This window comes from Psychromonas marina (assembly GCF_030161115.1).
Lineage (GTDB): Bacteria > Pseudomonadota > Gammaproteobacteria > Enterobacterales > Psychromonadaceae > Psychromonas > Psychromonas marina.
Window position 1 is genome coordinate 464,786 of the sequence record NZ_BSPQ01000001.1, and the last position, 18,785, is coordinate 483,570.

11 protein-coding genes are annotated in these 18,785 nt (G+C 40.2%); 3 read left to right on the forward strand and 8 right to left on the reverse strand.

Going from position 1 to position 18,785, the window contains the following annotated elements; genetic code table 11:
• Positions 1-569: 569 nt before the first annotated feature.
• Entirely contained in the window at positions 570-3,929 is a 3,360-nt protein-coding gene (locus tag QQK09_RS02295; RefSeq protein WP_284202492.1) for a response regulator, read from the forward strand.
• Between the two features lie 11 nt (positions 3,930-3,940).
• Here QQK09_RS02295 and ampD read toward each other — a convergent pair whose 3' ends face one another.
• The 5 genes from ampD to mazG form a co-directional block, all read right to left on the reverse strand.
• Positions 3,941-4,483 (reverse strand): 1,6-anhydro-N-acetylmuramyl-L-alanine amidase AmpD, encoded by a 543-nt coding sequence (ampD, locus tag QQK09_RS02300; RefSeq protein ID WP_284202493.1) that lies wholly within the window; start codon positions 4,481-4,483, stop codon positions 3,941-3,943.
• A 588-nt stretch (positions 4,484-5,071) separates the two neighbouring features.
• The gene (gene eno, locus QQK09_RS02305; RefSeq protein WP_284202494.1) at positions 5,072-6,370 is read right to left on the reverse strand and encodes a phosphopyruvate hydratase; all 1,299 of its coding nucleotides are present in this window, start codon (positions 6,368-6,370) and stop codon (positions 5,072-5,074) included.
• 146 nt (positions 6,371-6,516) lie between these two features.
• Positions 6,517-8,154 carry a CTP synthase gene (pyrG, locus tag QQK09_RS02310; protein ID WP_284202495.1) on the reverse strand — a complete coding sequence of 546 codons (1,638 nt, stop codon included), beginning with the start codon at positions 8,152-8,154 and terminating at the stop codon, positions 6,517-6,519.
• A gap of 337 nt (positions 8,155-8,491) precedes the next feature.
• Positions 8,492-10,456, reverse strand: coding sequence for an alkyl/aryl-sulfatase (locus QQK09_RS02315; RefSeq protein ID WP_284202496.1), 1,965 nt, complete (start codon positions 10,454-10,456; stop codon positions 8,492-8,494).
• A 97-nt stretch (positions 10,457-10,553) separates the two neighbouring features.
• Positions 10,554-11,372 carry a nucleoside triphosphate pyrophosphohydrolase gene (gene mazG, locus QQK09_RS02320; RefSeq protein ID WP_284202497.1) on the reverse strand — a complete coding sequence of 273 codons (819 nt, stop codon included), beginning with the start codon at positions 11,370-11,372 and terminating at the stop codon, positions 10,554-10,556.
• Positions 11,373-11,482: 110 nt separating this feature from the next.
• Here mazG and QQK09_RS02325 point away from each other — a divergent pair, with 110 nt between their 5' ends.
• Positions 11,483-12,511 carry an efflux RND transporter periplasmic adaptor subunit gene (locus QQK09_RS02325; RefSeq protein ID WP_284202498.1) on the forward strand — a complete coding sequence of 343 codons (1,029 nt, stop codon included), beginning with the start codon at positions 11,483-11,485 and terminating at the stop codon, positions 12,509-12,511.
• Positions 12,511-15,705: an efflux RND transporter permease subunit gene (locus QQK09_RS02330; protein WP_284202499.1), complete on the forward strand. Its 3,195-nt coding sequence runs from the start codon at positions 12,511-12,513 to the stop codon at positions 15,703-15,705. The genes QQK09_RS02325 and QQK09_RS02330 overlap by 1 nt, the downstream gene beginning before the upstream one ends.
• A gap of 107 nt (positions 15,706-15,812) precedes the next feature.
• Here the strand turns inward: QQK09_RS02330 and QQK09_RS02335 are convergent, their stop codons facing one another.
• The 3 genes from QQK09_RS02335 to crl all read right to left on the reverse strand — a co-directional run bounded on the left by QQK09_RS02335 (position 15,813) and on the right by crl (position 18,765).
• Positions 15,813-17,060, reverse strand: coding sequence for a glutamate-5-semialdehyde dehydrogenase (locus QQK09_RS02335; protein ID WP_284202500.1), 1,248 nt, complete (start codon positions 17,058-17,060; stop codon positions 15,813-15,815).
• Positions 17,061-17,112: 52 nt separating this feature from the next.
• On the reverse strand, positions 17,113-18,240 hold the full coding sequence (gene proB / locus QQK09_RS02340; protein ID WP_284202501.1) for a glutamate 5-kinase: 1,128 nt from the start codon (positions 18,238-18,240) through the stop codon (positions 17,113-17,115).
• 132 nt (positions 18,241-18,372) lie between these two features.
• Positions 18,373-18,765, reverse strand: coding sequence for a sigma factor-binding protein Crl (gene crl / locus QQK09_RS02345; RefSeq protein ID WP_284202502.1), 393 nt, complete (start codon positions 18,763-18,765; stop codon positions 18,373-18,375).
• Positions 18,766-18,785 lie beyond the last annotated feature (20 nt).

An 18,785-nucleotide genomic window follows, 5' to 3' on the forward strand; every position in this document is an offset into this window, starting at 1 on the left:
ACAAGTAGATTTAAAACCAACACGTTAATAGATAAAAAAATTTTGGTGCGTGGCTTCTGCTAACAAGAAGACTACAGCGACCAATGCCAGTCAACAGCCCGCTCCGTGAAAAACGTCAATTTAATCCGTATATACGTTAAAAACGTCAATTCCTTATTTTCAAAATCACTATTTAGTGACCATTTTTTATGCGACAGATCACCTTTAATTCACACCACAAAAGAAGTAAAAAGAAAGGTGAAATTCAAAATGCACACTAAAATCAACAGGTTGTAAAATAGCAGCTAATTTGGAAATGAAAAAAAATTACTTATTTTTAAAAAAATAAAGTTTTGCCGATTCGTTGTGACACTGCTCTCAGTTTATGAAATAGTCTTAACGAAAACATCAATTAACTGAGGTTTAAGCTTAAATCGTGCTAAATTTAGCCTTAATTTAGTGTAACAAAAAGTAAAAACGCACGCTAAAAAGCACTTTATTTGCAGCATATTATTAGTGCAAAAGTACAACAACAATATTTAAAAAACGTTCTCTTTTCCTATTTAGTTTAACCACTTGGCTTATTGAAGATGTATAAAACACAACATACTAAAAAACTTAAAAATACCGTGATGCTCGCTTTTCTTGCTTTAAGTATTATTCCGCTCACACTCATTTCACTGTTTTTTCTTTATACACAAAGCCAAGACCTCACTGAGCAAAGTAAACTTCAACTCACCGCGCTACGCGATAATCAAGCGCTGCAAATCCAAAACTACTTCCAAAGCCAAGAATCGAAAGTACGTAGCTTTGCACGATCGGAATTAGGTATCGCTAGTGGGGGGCGATTTTATGGTCTTGTTGCTGCTTTTGATCATTTGGGTAGCGATGAAAAAGAAGCGCAGTCCCATGCAAAGAAACGCTATGTAGTGGGAAGTGGCGATGTTAAAAACAGCGTCATAGATAATACATCACCTAACTATATGGGCAGCGAACGCTATCGATTAATCCACAAACGCTATCACCATCGCTACATTGACCTACTTGCGAACTCTGACTTTGATGACATTTTATTGGTCAGCTTAGAGGGTACTGTTGTTTATTCGGTAAAGAAAAACATCGACTATGGCAGTAACCTTAATAACAAAAAACTAATTGGAAGCGCCTTAGCCAATACCTTTATAAGCGTTTCTGAGCAAGTTAAAGAGAGTAATGAGAAAAATATACCGGTTGTTTTTTCTGACTTTAATGAACAACAAGGTGAACAAATAGCTTGGTTTGCAGCACCTATTGCAGAACGAGGCTTTCTGCATAGTTTTGTTTTCTTTAAGTTAAATAACGATAAATTAACAACACTGTTAAACAAAGACAACAGAGGGAAAATGGATACAATCCTGACGGATATGCAATCAATATCGCGTATCCGATTGGCAGACAATGAAGCGTTAAAGATAAAAGAAGCAAGTATTAAACAAGCTATCCATGGCTTTACATCAGTCGATAGCTTTGAAAACAGTAAAGGTGAAAATGTATTAGCTGCATTTACTCCTATAACCATTCAAAACAAAACCTGGGCACTGGCGATTGAGTTACCTGAAAAAATTGCTTATGCACGCATTAGACAACTTGAAAAAATATTTATTTTTACCCTGCTTGTTGCACTTATGATGGTCGCTATCGCATCACACTATCTATCTAACTCGATTACGGCACCTATTTTAAATTTAGCGTGGATCGCTGAACGTATTGCCGCAGGCGATCTTAATCAACGCGTCAATGGTACCGAACGCAGTGATGAGATTGGTCGCTTAGCGATTAGTTTTGCACGGATGAAACGATCTATCCGAGAGAAGCTGCAATTAATTAATGAACAAAAAGCGGAGTTAGAGACCAACCTTACCCTTATCCAGCAACAGAACAACGACTTACAACTAACTGATAAACTTAAAGATGAGTTTTTAGCGACGACATCACACGAACTACGCACCCCATTACATGGCATGTTAGGTATCACTGAAACTTTAAAATCAGGTGCTTATGGTAATTTAACGACAGAACAACAGTATCAACTTGAAATAATTAATAATAGTGGGCACCGCTTAGCTAACCTTGTTGATGATCTTCTTGATTATCATAAAATTCGTTATGGAAATCTTCATATTAATAACAGTGCCGTTGACCTTTCTTCAGCCGTTCATCTCGTATTGGAATTATCAAAACATCTACTTGAAAACAAACCATTACGTATTATCAATCAAATACCAGAAGATCTAGGGCTAGTTATTGCCGATGAACAGCGCCTTGAACAGGTCTTATATAACCTTATTGGCAATGCGATAAAATACACAACGGAAGGTAAGATCATCATCTGTTCAAAGCAACTTGATGATAAAATTCAAGTACAAGTGATTGATACGGGACAAGGCATTGATGCCGCGCAGCTAGAACAAATATTTGAGCCCTTAAGCCAAGCAAGCGTTGATAGCCCCTATTATCGACAAGGTGCAGGGCTAGGCTTATCAATCAGTCGCCAACTTATTGAATTGATGGGAGGTCGCTTACATGTCAGTAGCCAACAACACATCGGCACCACTTTTAGCTTTACCCTGCCGGTTGCTTCAGAATCAGAGAGTAGAGATATTAATTTAACGCATACGCAACACTTTCAAGCGCCGGCACCCTATCAGCAAATAAATGTTACCACTGACTCGTTACCGATTAATCCTAATGCCCCACTGCTGATCGTTGCCGATGATGAAGCGGTTAATTTACAAGTATTAGTGAGCTTTTTACGCTTAGCAGGATATCGCGTTAAAACGGCGACTAACGGAGAAGAAACTCTACAGCTTATCACTGAAGAGCAACCAGCCCTTCTATTACTCGACGTCATGATGCCAGGCATGAGCGGTTATGAAGTTTGCAAAGCTATTCGTAAAAAACATGATAAATTCGAACTACCGATTATTATGCTTACCGCACTTAATCAAAGTAAGGACAGAGTGCGTGGCTTTGAAGCTGGCGCCAATGATTATGTTAATAAACCCTTTAACCAAAAAGAGTTAACGACTCGTATTACTGCACATATGCAGGCGACTAAAGCACAGGCGCTAAGCAATGAAAATATTCACCTAGAAAAGACAGTAAAAGAGCATCAATTAGTTGAAGCTTGCTTACAGGGAACACAAGCACACCTTTTCACCCTGCTTGAACATAGTCCAGATGCGATTTTATGTATTCGTTACGATGAAAAAATACATTTTGCCAATCATAATGCCGGCAAATTATTCAAACGTAGCCCACAGCAGTTAGCACATTATAACCTTGAAGATATTCTCATAAAGCGCAGCTTAAAACTCCAAGAGCAACATATTAATGAACTTGATATCTACATAGAGGGTAAAGTAACCAAAGTAGAAGCGACTATTATTCCACTGCCTACACAGTCAGGCTTGCACTCACTGATCATTTTTTGTACCGACAACAGTTATGATGCACAGCGTATTAATAACCTTGAAAAGGCAGTTGATGCGCTCTCTAGTTATGCATTTGACGGTAATAGCGAACAGTTACAAATACTCAAAGAGCTAGGTGGAGAGTTCACTCGTTTAGCGGATAAAGCAAAAGGTTCAGGTAATGATAAAAAGCGACTCAAACGAGAATTGTTGGTCAATATAATGACCCAAGTGATGGACTACTGGGAGCAAGAAAGTGGGAAAACTAAATTTGAACTTGCCGAACAAAGCCAATTATGGAAAGTTTATTTAGATAGAAGCACATTACAAACACGTACATTGGATAAATATCTACATATTGAGACGTTACCTAAAACACCGCGTTGGCGGACGGTGTTAAGTACCATTGATTATGTGCTGGCAAACTGTGACAGTGAAAACAAGCAACGAGAAAAAATAGAAAAGCTACGTTTACAACTGCAAAAACTATTAGCTTAAGGCGGCTTGCTTTAATCTAATAAGCTAAAGTAATGTTGCCAATCAAAGCACTCTCCGGGATCATTTTTACGACCCGGAGCAATATCACTATGGCCCGTAATTCGCTGCTTAGTTAGCTGCGGATAATGATAAATTAAGTAATCAGTCAGTTTAGCTAACGCCATATATTGCGCCTGTGTATATTCAGATTTATCAGTGCCCTCTAACTCAATACCAATCGAGTAATCATTACACGCTTCTACATTGTTAAAGCGAGAGACACCCGCATGCCAAGCACGCTTTACGAAGGGAACATATTGCTCAACATGGCCATCTCGACGAATCACACAATGCGCTGAAACTTCAAGTCCGTTTAAATCGGCAAAGGTCTCATGTTCATTACAGTCTAAGCAGCCAGTAAAGAGTTGCTCAACCTGTTTTCCACCATAAACACCCTCCGGTAAGCTAATGCAATGAATAACGAGCAAACTGATTTGAACCCCCTCTGGGCGATGATTAAAATAAGGGGAGCATTTCTGTTCTGCGTCTTTGTAAATACCAATTGAATTTATCAATCACAACTCCTTGAATATTAATGCCGTTGCACACTTTATCTACAATATATACGAAGACTGTGATTAAACCTAATTTGCCGCTTCGGGTATGAACTTCGAGTAACGAATCTCGAAGACCAATTGGGTTTCGCAACTAGTGACTTGAAGCACGCAGCTATTTTCCAGCAGGCAATACAAATCCACACCGAAGTGAGGATTTAAATCACAGGCTACTTAGTGGCTCACAGATACTTTTCCACAGGAAAAAAATCCCTACCGAAGTGAGGATTTAAAACACAGGCTGCGAGCTGCAAATTTCGTGGCTCGATACTCGCAGCTACTTTTCTACAGGCAAAAAAATCCCCGGATTTAAATCTTAAGGTTTAAAACTCAGTATTCACTTAACCTTTAACGACCTTAAGACCCTTGTATGGTGCAGCAGCGCCAAGAGCTTCTTCGATACGTAGAAGTTGGTTGCCCGTAGTTAATAAAGAGCTGCAACACGATTTAAGCAACTTGTTGCTTTTGCCTTTAATTACCAATCGACAGACAAAAAAAATCCCCGCATAAGCGAGGATTTAAATCTTAAGGTTTAAAATTCAGTAAAAATTACTGACCTTTAACTTCTTTAAGACCGTTGTATGGTGCAGCAGCGCCAAGAGCTTCTTCGATACGTAGAAGTTGGTTGTACTTAGCAACACGATCAGAACGGCTTAATGAACCAGTTTTGATTTGGCCAGCAGCAGTACCAACAGCTAGATCAGCAATTGTTGCATCTTCAGTTTCGCCTGAACGATGAGAGATAACAACAGTGAAACCAGCGTCTTTAGCCATTTTGATTGCAGCTAAAGTTTCAGTTAAAGAACCGATTTGGTTAAACTTGATTAAGATTGAGTTAGCAATACCGTTGTCGATACCACGCTTAAGAATCTTAGTGTTTGTTACGAATAGATCGTCACCAACTAATTGGATTTTATCACCCATTAGTTTAGTTTGGTGTGCGAAACCATCCCAGTCAGACTCGTCAAGACCATCTTCGATAGAAACGATTGGGTACTGTTCAGTAAGCTCTTGTAGGAAGAAGTTGAATTCTTCTGAAGTGAATTTTTTACCTTCACCTTTAAGATCGTAGATGTTTGCTTCTTTGTCGTAGAACTCAGATGCAGCACAATCCATCGCTAGAGTGATGTCTTTACCTAGCTCGTAACCAGCGTTTGCAACAGCAACTTTGATTGCAGCAAGTGCAGCTTCGTTAGACTCAAGGTTTGGAGCGAAACCACCTTCATCACCAACAGCAGTTGAGTGACCGTCAGCTTTAAGTACTTTAGCAAGGCTATGGAATACTTCAGCACCCATACGTAGGCCTTCACGGAAGTTAGCAGCGCCAACAGGTTGGATCATGAATTCTTGGATGTCTACAGAGTTATCTGCGTGCTCACCACCATTGATGATGTTCATCATTGGAAGAGGCATAGAGTAAACACCAGAAGTACCGTTTAAGTCAGCAATGTGAGCGTAAAGAGGAACTTTCTTAGAGATTGCAGCAGCTTTAGCAGCAGCTAGAGAAACAGCTAGAATAGCGTTTGCGCCAAATAGAGCTTTGTTTTCAGTACCGTCTAAGTCGATCATGATTTGATCAAGTTCAGCTTGTGCTAATGCATCTTTACCAGCTAGTGCTTCAGCGATTGGGCCGTTTACAGCAGCAACTGCTTTAAGAACGCCTTTACCTAGGTAACGTGCTTTGTCGCCGTCACGTAATTCAAGTGCTTCACGAGAACCAGTAGACGCACCAGATGGAGCAGCAGCCATACCGATAGAACCGTCAGCAAGATGAACTTCAGCTTCTACAGTTGGGTTACCACGTGAATCCATGATTTCACGACCAAGTACTTTTACGATGTTAGACATAATGTTTCCTTTAGTATTTTAAAATTAAGTTTAAAAATTTGTCTTCTATTACATTTTGCTAGTTTGTTACGGCCCATCTAGACCGTAACTAAGTCACACTTTATTGCGTAAGTTTCTAATAAAATTTGATGCTGTGTCAACAAAAACTATTTAAATCGACCTTGTTGATGATCTATCGCAGATTTTATGAAACCTTTGAATAAAGGATGTCCATCACGTGGTGTTGATGTGAACTCAGGGTGGAACTGAGCAGCAACGAACCAAGGGTGATTTGGATTTTCAATAATCTCTACTAATTTTTTATCTTCCGATAAACCAGTAATTTCTAATCCTGCTTTCTTCAGAATAGGTAACAAGTTATTGTTTACTTCATAACGGTGACGGTGACGTTCAAAAATTTCTTTGTTACCGTACATTTCTAATACTTTAGAACCCGCTTTTAAGTGACACTTCTGAGCGCCTACACGCATTGTGCCACCTAGATCAGAAGATTCAGTACGTTGTTCAACTTCACCCGATTTATCAATCCACTCAGTGATCAAACCAACAACTGGTTGCTCTGTTTTAGGGTCAAACTCTGTTGAATGTGCATTGATAAGACCTGCAACATTTCGAGCGTATTCGATTAACGCAACTTGCATCCCTAAACAGATGCCCAAGTAAGGTACGTTGTTTTCACGTGCATATTTAGCTGCTAAGATTTTACCCTCAATACCGCGCTCACCAAAGCCACCAGGTACTAAGATTGCGTCAACACCTTCAAGTATTTCAACACCTTTAATTTCAACATCTTGAGAATCAATGTATTTGATTTTAACTTTTGCAGCGTTTTTAAGACCGCCATGTTTTAGTGCTTCATTCACTGATTTGTAAGCATCAGGTAGTTCGATATATTTACCAACCATACCGATAACAACTTCGCTTGACGTGTTTGCTTCTTCAGAAACTACTTTTTCCCATTCGCTTAAATCAGCTTCAGGACAGTTTAAACCAAAACGTTTCACACAGATTTCATCTAAGCCCTGTGCTTTTAATAGCGCAGGTATTTTGTAGATAGAGTCAACGTCACGCAGTGAAATTACAGATTTTTCTTGTACGTTACAAAACAATGCGATTTTCGCGCGCTCATTTGCAGGGAAGCTTACTTCACTACGACAAATCAGGATATCAGGCTGAATACCTAAACTACGCAGCTCTTTTACAGAATGCTGTGTAGGTTTAGTTTTCACTTCACCTGCCGTTTTAAGGTAAGGAAGCAGTGTTAAATGCATGTACATTGCATTTTCAGGACCTACTTTAAGGCCTAACTGACGAATTGCCTCAAGGAATGGTTGTGATTCAATATCACCTACTGTGCCACCTAGCTCAACGATAGCAACATCATGGCCTTCGCCACCAGCAATAACACGCTCTTGAATTTCGTTAGTGATATGCGGGATAACCTGAATCGTAGCACCAAGGTAGTCACCACGACGCTCTTTCGCTAATACTTCAGAGTACACTCGACCCGTTGTAAAGTTATTACGCTTAGTCATTTTGGTGCGTACGAAACGCTCGTAATGACCTAAGTCAAGATCGGTTTCTGCGCCATCATCAGTCACAAATACTTCACCGTGCTGTGTTGGACTCATTGTGCCAGGGTCAACGTTAATATATGGGTCAAGTTTTAAAATCGTAACATCAAGACCGCGTGCTTCTAGAATAGCAGCCAGTGAACCTGCTGCAATACCCTTACCAAGTGAAGAAACAACCCCACCCGTTACGAAAATATATTTTGTCGTCATAGTAACCCTGAAAAATGTGAAAATAGAATGAGTTGCTAATTTCTTTTAAAATGCACAAAACATCACCTTATAGATTATAAGTGACGGATATATGACGGCTTTAAATTAAGAAGAAAATAGAACATTTAGATGGGAATGCAGTATAGCAAGGCCTCTCATTTTGGACAATCTTTTATACCCATTAAGCAAAAAATATGCTGATAATTTTAGATTGTAAAAACAGCGACAGGTATTATATGTACGCTATTTTTCATTAATAGATAAAAAAGCCTTTTATAATTCGTATATTATAAAAGGCTAAACAGGGCAGAGTTCACCCGTTATTAATTACCTAAATTTAAGGGGTAACAATATTAAACCAGAAATTATAGTCATCTAACATGCCCATAAAGTCGTCTAATACAGATTTTTCACCTTTCAACTTAACCTTGCCGCTCTCAATTGCGCTATCAAAATCAATCGTTTTAAGTTGAATTTCATGCATCGTAGCCATGCTCATCGAGATAGTAACATCCGCTTTTCTAGCTTGCTTAGTGGTATGGTTCAATACTGAGTTTTTCACGCTCAACGTATATTTTTTCTTCGTATCAGTGAAGTTAACATTAATTTTGAAATCTTTACCCGCTGCTTTTTCTACATTCAAGCGTACCGATAAGTAATCAAATAACATCCCAGCCTGCATTGCACGAATAGTATCTTCTGTTGCCGTTTGTGTTCCACCAGCAGCAGGCACACCATTGCGTAACTCGTATGCGCCTTGCAGATAAACCGAACGCCAAGGACCTGATTCAGATTGATAACCTAATTGCTCATAGGCATCAGCTAATAACTCTTTCGCATCAGTACTCTCTGGATTTGCAAACACAGCATGTTTCATCACTTCAGCAACCCAACGATACTCGCCTTTATCAAAAGAGGCTTGTGATTTTTTCAATACCTCTTTTTCTCCGCCCATGAACTCCATGTATTTAACTGCAACTAGCTCGTCAGGTAAGTTATTTAAATCTGAAGGGTTACCGTTGTACCAACCCATATAGCGTTGATAAACAGCACGGCTATTATGACGTAATGTGCCGTAGTAGCCACGTGTTGCCCAGTTATTCTCTAATGATGCTGGCAGAGTGATCATTTCTGAAATCTCTTCACCGTTATAACCTTGATTCATTAATCGAACCGACTGATCATGCGTAAATTTGTAGATATCACGCTGCTTTTCAAAATAAGGGATAATATTTTCATTGCCCCAAACAGGCCAATGATGGCTTTGGAATTTAACCTCAACTTTATCGCCCCATTTTTCAATGGTTTCATTCAAGTAGTATGACCACTTCAACGCATCACGTACTTGCGCACCACGTAATGTTAAGATGTTATGCATGGTATTGGTTGAATTCTCCGCCATCCATAATGCATTCCACTCAGGAAACCAAGTGTTCATTTCTGCAGGGGCTTCAGTGCCAGGCGTCATTTGAAATATCATCTCTACGCCATCTATTTTTACTTTTTCATCAGTACGACTAATATCGCGAGTTGGTAATATTAGGCCAGCAACACCGGTTGATGTTGTCATACCAAGGCCACCATTAATGCCACCTTTTTCGTCACGTGGTAACAATGCGCCATACATATAAATAGCACGGCGTCCCATTGCATTACCTGCAATCACATTTTCTGATACAGCATGCTCTGCAAAACCTTCAGGTGCTAAAATATGTACTTTTCCAGCATCCACGTCAGCTTGCGTAACAATACCTGTTGCACCACCATAGTGGTCAATATGGCTATGACTATAAATAATAGCTACAACGGGTCGCTCACCAAACTCTTTATTGATGAGATCTAATGCTGCTTTTGCCGTTTCAGGGGAGATCAACGGATCAAAAACGATCCAGCCCGTGTCACCTTTTACAAAGGTGATATTAGAAAGGTCGTAACCACGTACTTGATAGATGTTTTTTGTAACTTCAAATAAACCGTATTGAATGGTAAGTTGCGAATTACGCCATAAACTAGGATTAACTGAATCGGGTGATACTTTATCGATGCTGATAAAGCGCTTGTATTCCTCCAGATCCCAAACTGCTTTACCGTCTTTATCGGTAATGGTGAGTGTGTCCGGCTTAGAAATAAGACCCCGAGTCGCATTGTCAAAATCTACTTTGTCACTAAAAGGCAGTGCTTTTAATACCGCCTGATTAGCATCAATCGTATATTGTGTTGCTGGTTTAGCCTCTGTCACCGCCATGACAGGCAGTACAACAGACGCGAGACCAGTGATGATTATTGTGCGTAATATATTCATTATTATCCTTAACAGACCAAAACATGTAACACAATATTAACAACAAACTAAAATAAAGCACGAAAACAGCAAGGAAATATATTGATAATAGTCGTTATCATTTCATTTTTTTAACTTCATCCCAAATTTCATCTAATTCAAGCAAACTGCAATCCTGCATCTGCTTACCCTGCTTTAATACTTCTAGCTCTACTAAACGAAAACGTTTCTCAAACTTTTGATTCGCTTGACGTAACACGGTTTCAGGGTTGGCACTTAAATGACGAACAAGGTTTACATTGGCGAACAGAAGATCACCAAGCTCATCTCCAATGCGTGCTTGTCTTTGTTGCTCACTTAAATCGGTACGTTGAACTTCAACTAATACTTCGTCGATCTCTTCATGAATTTTAGCCACAACAGGCTCAAGCTCTGCCCAATCAAAGCCGACATTAGCGCAACGTTTTTGAATTTTATAAGCGCGATTAAGCGCAGGCAGTGCAAGCGGAATATTATCTAAGACACTCTCTTGTTGATTCATCTCAGCCGCTTTTTGTAGGCGCTCTTTCTGCTTCTCTATTTCCCAATTCGCATGCACAGCTTGCTCATCTGCAAAGCTGGCTTCTGAGAATACATGCGGATGACGGCGCACTAGTTTCTCATTCAGTGTTGCTAAAATATCAGAGAACTCAAATAATCCCTGCTCTTTGGCGATTTGAGCATAAAAGACCACTTGAAAAAGCAGATCGCCCAACTCCCCTTTCAGATCAGAAAAATCTTGCATCTCGATGGCGTCAGCAAGTTCATAAACTTCTTCAATGGTATGCGGTACCACAGATGCAAAAGTTTGTTTTTTATCCCACGGGCAGCCCGTTTCAGGATCACGTAAACGTTGCATAATATTTAATAATTTTTCTAAATTTCCATCTGCTTCCATCATTACCTCTATGATCTCATTTTAAACAAAACAATCCATGCCATCTTGATAATTAGAATAAACTTAATTAGACTATTCTAATTAAGTTTTGGTGATAACAAGGATCGATTATGTGCATTAACTTTAAATACTCATGGACTCTCTTTCTCAGCCTATTGTTTTCTCTTCTATATGGCAATCAGCTTTTAGCAAAATCACTGTTCACAGTGGCCAACGTCGAAACGGAACAAACTGTTCAGCTAGACGCCACTATTGAAGCGGTTGATAAAGCGACACTCTCCGCACAAACTAGCGGGCGTATTATCAAAATATACTTTGATAGTAACGATTATGTGCGTGAGGGTGAGGTTCTTTTAGAGATCACCAACAAAGAGCAAGGCGCCTCTCTCGCTGCTAGCGAAGCACAACTGCTCGGCGCTAAAGCCGCTTACAACGAAGCACAACTCACCTATGCACGTTATAAAAAACTATTTCCTAAGGGTGCTATCTCGCAGGGGCAACTTGACCAAGCAGAAGCTGCGGCTAATACCACTAAGCAACAGATAAATGCAGCCCAAGCAAGCCTAATTCAAGCCAAGCAATCATTAAACTATACGATTGTAAAAGCGCCCTTTTCTGGCATCGTGACAGAGCGTCATATTGAAGTTGGTGAGACCATTAATCCGGGTGAGCCTCTATTTTCCGGTATGTCACTAGAAAACCTAAGAGCAGTTAGTGAAATTTCGCAACGTTATATCGAAGCACTGCGCGATAACCCCGCATTTATTATCACTTTGAATGATGGCAGTGAGCTATTCTCTGATCAAATCACCCTGTTTAACTATGCAGACCAACAATCACATGCCTTTAAAGTGCGTATTCAGCTACCTAAAAGTGAACGACTATTGCTACCGGGGATGTGGGTAAAAGCGCAATTTGTTAGTGGTAAACGTCAAGCTATGTTAATCCCTACTAGTGCAGTGTTAACTAATAATGAGTTAACCGCGGTTTACCGTGATGTCGCAGGTAAAGCGATACTGACTCAGGTGCGCTTAGGTAATCAAAGCGGTGATTATGTTGAGGTATTAGCAGGTTTGCAAGCGGATGACCAAATCAGTTTGGACGCCTATCAAACACTACAAAGCTTGGAGTCTAACTAATGGATAATAAGCTTAATATTTCAGGACGCATTGCTCATAGCTTTCAAAATTCAGCAATTACGCCATTACTGGCTATTGTGGGTTTATTACTGGGCTTTTTTGCCATCATTGTCACTCCTAAGGAGGAGGAGCCACAGATCGATGTGACCTTTGCAGATATTTTTGTTCCTTTTCCTGGCGCAAGTCCAAAAGAGGTTGAAAATCTAGTCACGATACCACTTGAGCAGGTCATCTCCGAGATAAAGGGGATCGATATGACCTACTCCTACTCGCAACCAGATGGCGCGATGATCATCGTGGTATTTGAGGTGGGCAAACAGCGTAATGATGCGATCGTGAATCTTTATAATCAGATTTACAGCAACATGGATAAATTGCCACAAAATGCAGGTGTAGGACAACCACTCATTAAACCACGCGCCATTGATGATGTGCCTATCTCAGCAGTGACGCTTTGGTCAAAGGATAAAAACGTCACCCCACAACAGTTAACACAAGTTGCACATGGGTTGGAAAGCGAATTAAAACATATTGATGGGACACGTGATGTATTTACCATTGGCGGTCACCTACTAACCCTAAACATTCGTATTGATCCGGCTAAAATGAATGGTTTTGGCATTAGTTATGATGCAATTAATCAGGTATTAGGTAGTAATAATATGCGCTCTAATGTGGTTTCGTTAGTGCAAAATAATAGCCAAATTAAAGTGCAAACAGGTCAATCCCTTAAAAATATCAGTGAAGTTAAAAAGCTGATTGTAGCGGTTAAAAATAGTTTTCCGATCTACCTGCAAGACGTTGCCGAAGTCACCTTAGCCGCTGATATTCCGCATCAAAACGTGATCCATGGTGAAGCGGGTGAGTTATACCCAGCAGTGACTATTGCGATCGCAAAACAACCTGGAAAAAATGCGGTTGATGTGACTCAAGCGATTGAGCAGCGCTTGGCTGAAATTGATAACCTACTCATACCTGCGAATATCGAAACCACTATTTCACGAGATTATGGCGCAACCGCTAACGATAAATCCAACACCTTAATTGGAAAACTTATTTTTGCCACTAGCGCAGTAATTATTTTAGTCTTGTTAACCATGGGTTGGCGCGAAGCGATTGTGGTAGGCGTCGCTATTACCGTCACACTTACGATTACCCTGTTTGCTTCCTGGGCATACGGCTTTACCCTTAACCGTGTATCACTGTTTGCACTGATATTCTCTATTGGTATTTTGGTTGATGATGCGATTGTGGTGGTCGAAAATATCCATCGCCATATGAAAATCAGTAACAAAAAGCTGCTCGAAATCATCCCCGTTGCCGTCGATGAAGTGGGTGGCCCTACGATTCTTGCCACCTTAACCGTTATTGCCGCTCTATTACCGATGGCCTTTGTCAGTGGTTTGATGGGTCCCTATATGAGCCCTATTCCTATCAACGCAAGCATGGGCATGCTTATTTCACTAGCGGTTGCTTTTATTTTATCGCCTTGGTTAAGTGGCAAGTTGCTATCACACCCTGCAAAAGCAGAAATCAACAGCACTTCTACATCAGTACCAGCAAAACAAAAAACTGCTTTTATGGATCGCTTATTCAATAAGCTGGTTGGTTCATTTATTCTTGGCTCAGGCGCACGTAAAGCACGCTGGTTACTTTTCTTGGCTGTTATTATTTTAATTGCAGTTTCTATCCTACTGCCTTTTAAGCAATTGGTGGTGATGAAGATGCTACCCTTTGATAATAAATCAGAGTTTCAGGTAACCGTGGATCTGCCAGAGGGCAGCCCCGTTGAGCAAACACAACGCTTATTAGTGGAGCTGAGTGATGTTATTGCCGCGATTCCTGAGCTAAAAGATTTCCAGATCTATGCTGGCACCGCTGCGCCAATTAACTTTAATGGTCTGATCCGTCATTATGACCTGCGTAATAGCGCGGAGTTAGGTGATATTCAAGTCAATCTTGTTGATAAGCATGACCGTAAACGCGATAGTCATCAAATCGCACTCAGTGTTCGTGAAGCATTACAAGCAATTGCACAACCTTATTCAGCCAATGTGAAAGTCGTTGAAGTGCCGCCGGGTCCACCAGTTTGGTCACCGATTGTCGCAGAGGTTTATGGCCCTAATCAGGAGATTAGAGAGCAAACAGCACTGCAAGTAGAGGCGCTATTTCATCAAGCAAAAGATGTCGTCGATATCGATAAAATGCATCCCGATAATCAGCAAAAATGGCAGGTTAATATTGATCGTGCTAAAGCAGGACGCTTTGGTATCCCCTATGCCAACATCGTTGATGCGATCAGTACCTCTATCGGTGGTAAAGATATTAATATCTTGCATAACGACAATCAAAAATATCCCATTGCTATTCGCTTACAACTTAAAGAAGGCGATAAGGTGAATTTAGAACAGTTATTGACTCTTAAGTTAACCAGTCAATCTGGACAACTTATCGCACTCTCTGAAGTTGTTAGTATTGAGGAAACAACAACTCAAAAAACGATCATGCATAAAAACATGATTCCGATGATCATGGTTACTGCCGATATGGCAGGCCCGCTAGACAGCCCCTTATATGGTATGTTTGATATTTATCAGAACATCATCGATAGCGAACTAAACATAGATCAGTATTTCATCCACCAGCCCAAAGGCACCAGTGAAGTCGCTATATTGTGGGATGGAGAGTGGAAAATCACCTATGAGACTTTCCGTGATATGGGCATCGCTTATGCGGTAGGTATGATACTTATCTATCTATTGGTTGTAGCGCAATTCCGCTCTTATATCGTACCATTGATTATCATGGCCCCCATTCCACTCACTGTGATTGGGGTGATGCCCGGACATGCTCTGCTTGGTCAACAATTTACCGCCACCTCAATGATCGGTATGATCGCGCTAGCGGGGATTATTGTGCGCAATTCAATCTTACTGGTTGATTTTATTAACCATCAAAGTGCCAACGGCGTCGCTTTTAAACAGGCAGTGATTCATGCAGGTGCGGTACGTGCTAAGCCGATTATCTTAACTGGGCTAGCAGCAATGATTGGCGCATTTTTCATCTTAGACGACCCGATCTTTGGAGGATTAGCGATCAGTCTGATCTTCGGAATCTTAATTTCGACAGTATTAACGCTGGTGATTATTCCAGTACTTTATTACAGTTTTATGCATAAGAAATTTGAACAATAGTTATTAGCTTTTAGTCATTAGCAAGGTCAAAAAACTAAAAAACCCCATTCATATTGCTACGGATGGGGTTTTACTAATAGCTAATGACTAACAACTGTCATTCATTTTTATGTGCGCGTTAAGTATTCACCGACACCAATCCACTTGTATGTCGTTAGCTCTTGCAGCCCCATTGGACCACGTGCGTGTAGTTTCTGTGTTGAAACCGCAACTTCAGCGCCTAAACCAAATTGGCTGCCATCAGTAAAGCGAGTGCTGGCATTGATGTACACCGCTGCAGAGTTCACGGCGTTAACAAACTGGTTAGCAAGCGTAAAATCGTTAGTTAAAATACCATCAGAGTGCTGTGAACTGTGCTCGCGGATATGGGTTAGCGCTTCACCTAAACCATCAACTACTTTCACCCCTAAATGTAGCGATAACCATTCACGTGAAAAATCACCTTCCTGCGCAACGCTTGCATCATCACCTAAAATCGCTTTCGCTTTTGGCTCTGCAACTAAGGTAACACCGAGTGGTAATAGTTTAGCGGCTAGTTTTGGTAAAAATTCAGCAGCAATTTGTTGCTCAACTAATAATGTATCGAGTGCATTACATACCGATGGACGTTGTACTTTCGCATTTTCAATAATCGCCAATGCTTTTTCAACATCAACTGATTTTTCAGCGAACAGATGACAGATACCGATACCACCAATAATCACTGGAATCGTGCTGTTCTCTTTACAGAACTGTTGTAGACCAGAGTTACCACGTGGAATAATCATATCGACATATTGATCCATTTTTAGTAGTTCACCTACTAAGGCACGATCTGTATTTTCAATATATTGTACCGCTGTTTTTGGTAAACCAGCAGCAACCAATGCACCTTGAATCACATCGACTAATACGAGATTAGAATTAATCGTCTCTTTACCGCCACGTAGAATACTTGCATTACCTGTTTTCAGGCAAAGTGCTGCAATATCAATAGTTACATTAGGGCGAGCTTCATAGATAACACCGATAACCCCCACTGGTACACGTCGTTTACTCAACTTTAAGCCATTTTCTAATAGCTTGCTATCAAATTCTTCGCCGACTGGGTCGCTTAAATTAATCACACTGCGCAGATCACTAATAATACCTGCTAGGCGACTTTCATCCAATAATAAACGGTCAAGCAGCGCTTCGGTTAAACCCGCTTGTTTACCGGCTTCAATATCTTTTTTATTAGCAGCGACAATTGACGCTTCATTTGCTTCAAGTGCTAGTGCAATCGTTTCTAAAGCTGCATTTTTTTGTTTGCTGTCTGCAATCGCTAATTCGTAGCTTGCTTGTTGCGCTAATTTTCCAATTTCTAACAAAGTCATTTTACTTCCTAATGTTTAAATACTCAGGTTAACGTTATTTAATTTATTGCTTTTATAACAATACTAAATCATCACGATGGATAACTACTGTGCCATGCTCATAACCTAACGTCGCTTCTATCTGGTCTGAATGAAGCCCTTTAATTTTATCAATATCGATGCTCTTATAACGAACAACGCCACGTGCAAGCTCATCACCAGCCTGATTACAAACAAGCACAACATAACCACGTAAAAAGCTTTTCTTTGTGCCAATAATACCTTTTGAAAGCAAGCTAGCACCTGATTTTACCAATGCTTTTTCAGCGCCCTGATCAACAACAATCGTCCCATCGACACGAGACCCTGCAAATATCCAGTTTTTACGTGCTTCTAAACGGCTATATTCAGAAATAAAGCGTGTTCCGACTGGTTTATTTTGAACCGCTTCTAAAATAACATTCTTTTTATGACCAGAAGCGATGATAACTTCAATACCACCACGATTGGCAACGCTAGCAGATTCAATTTTAGTTGCCATACCACCGGTGCCAAGACCACCGACACTGCCACCAGCAAGTGCATGTATCTCATCTGTAATTGTATCTATCTCAGTAATCAATTTGGCATCTGGGTTACTACGCGGATCTGAAGTGAATAAACCAACTTGATCGGTTAATAGCAGTAATAATTCAGCATCTGCCAATAAACTCACCAAGGCAGACAAATTGTCATTGTCACCCACTTTAATTTCACGTGTTGCAACGGCATCATTCTCATTTATTAGTGGAATAATACGATGATGCAACAATGTCGTTAGAGTATCTCGTGCATTAATGAAACGCACATGATCATCTAGATCTGCACGTGTTAATAACATCTGTCCAACATGCAAACCATATATTTTAAAAAGGTTTTCCCATTCACGGACTAATTGTCCCTGACCGACTGCTGCTAGCATCTGTTTATTTGCAACCGTTGGCTCAATATCTGGCATATTTAGGTGTTCTTTACCTGCAGCAATCGCACCAGAGGTAACAACAACAATATGGTAGCCTTGCTGATGCAAAAGTGCACATTGGCGAACAATTTCAACCATATGTGCACGATCTAATTTTGCAGTGCCACTGGTTAGTACACTCGTACCTAGTTTCACAACAATCGTTTTTCTTTTCGAACTTTTTTTAACATTGGTTTTCATAGAGGAGTCAATTTATTAAGAGCTTAAAACAAAAAAAACAGCAACGAAAGCCTCGTTGCTGTTTTAGTATACCATCGTTAACTGTGCTGTAACTACCCCGTTAATCTTCATTTAATACAAAGCGGGGACTACTTAAACCTCTGCTAACACGGCTTCTGCCGATGTTAAACAAAAACCTGCTTCTGTATCTATCAGTGACTTTAGGCGATCAAAGAAAAGCTCAAAAGAGGCATCAAGCACCAGTTGATCTTTCTTTTTAATCTTGCAAGCAACCCACTTGCCTTCAAGGTTATAACGACCATTAAAACGCTCGTATACAAACCCATCTTCGCTGCGTGTCACGATAAGCCACCAACCGAAAAACTCTCGTTGCTCCGGCTCTTTTTCTGCATCAATACAAACTTCCAAACAATCAAAAAAGAAGTTATTCTCAGTAGATTCTAATTTTCTAAAATAGGGGCCTAAATCGGTAAAAATTTTAAATAAGCGCCCTCTTGATGGTGATAGGGATAATAAAGTTGTCATAATGCCCTCATTTATAAACA

Bases quoted from the DNA above. Each gene is read 5' to 3' on its own strand.
- QQK09_RS02295 (WP_284202492.1), top strand. From the start codon at position 570: ATGTATAAAACACAACATACTAAAAAACTTAAAAATACCGTGATGCTC.
- eno (WP_284202494.1), bottom strand. From the start codon at position 6,370: ATGTCTAACATCGTAAAAGTACTTGGTCGTGAAATCATGGATTCACGT.
- pyrG (WP_284202495.1), bottom strand. From the start codon at position 8,154: ATGACGACAAAATATATTTTCGTAACGGGTGGGGTTGTTTCTTCACTT.
- QQK09_RS02315 (WP_284202496.1), bottom strand. From the start codon at position 10,456: ATGAATATATTACGCACAATAATCATCACTGGTCTCGCGTCTGTTGTA.
- mazG (WP_284202497.1), bottom strand. From the start codon at position 11,372: ATGGAAGCAGATGGAAATTTAGAAAAATTATTAAATATTATGCAACGT.
- QQK09_RS02325 (WP_284202498.1), top strand. From the start codon at position 11,483: ATGTGCATTAACTTTAAATACTCATGGACTCTCTTTCTCAGCCTATTG.
- QQK09_RS02330 (WP_284202499.1), top strand. From the start codon at position 12,511: ATGGATAATAAGCTTAATATTTCAGGACGCATTGCTCATAGCTTTCAA.
- QQK09_RS02335 (WP_284202500.1), bottom strand. From the start codon at position 17,060: ATGACTTTGTTAGAAATTGGAAAATTAGCGCAACAAGCAAGCTACGAA.
- proB (WP_284202501.1), bottom strand. From the start codon at position 18,240: ATGAAAACCAATGTTAAAAAAAGTTCGAAAAGAAAAACGATTGTTGTG.
- crl (WP_284202502.1), bottom strand. From the start codon at position 18,765: ATGACAACTTTATTATCCCTATCACCATCAAGAGGGCGCTTATTTAAA.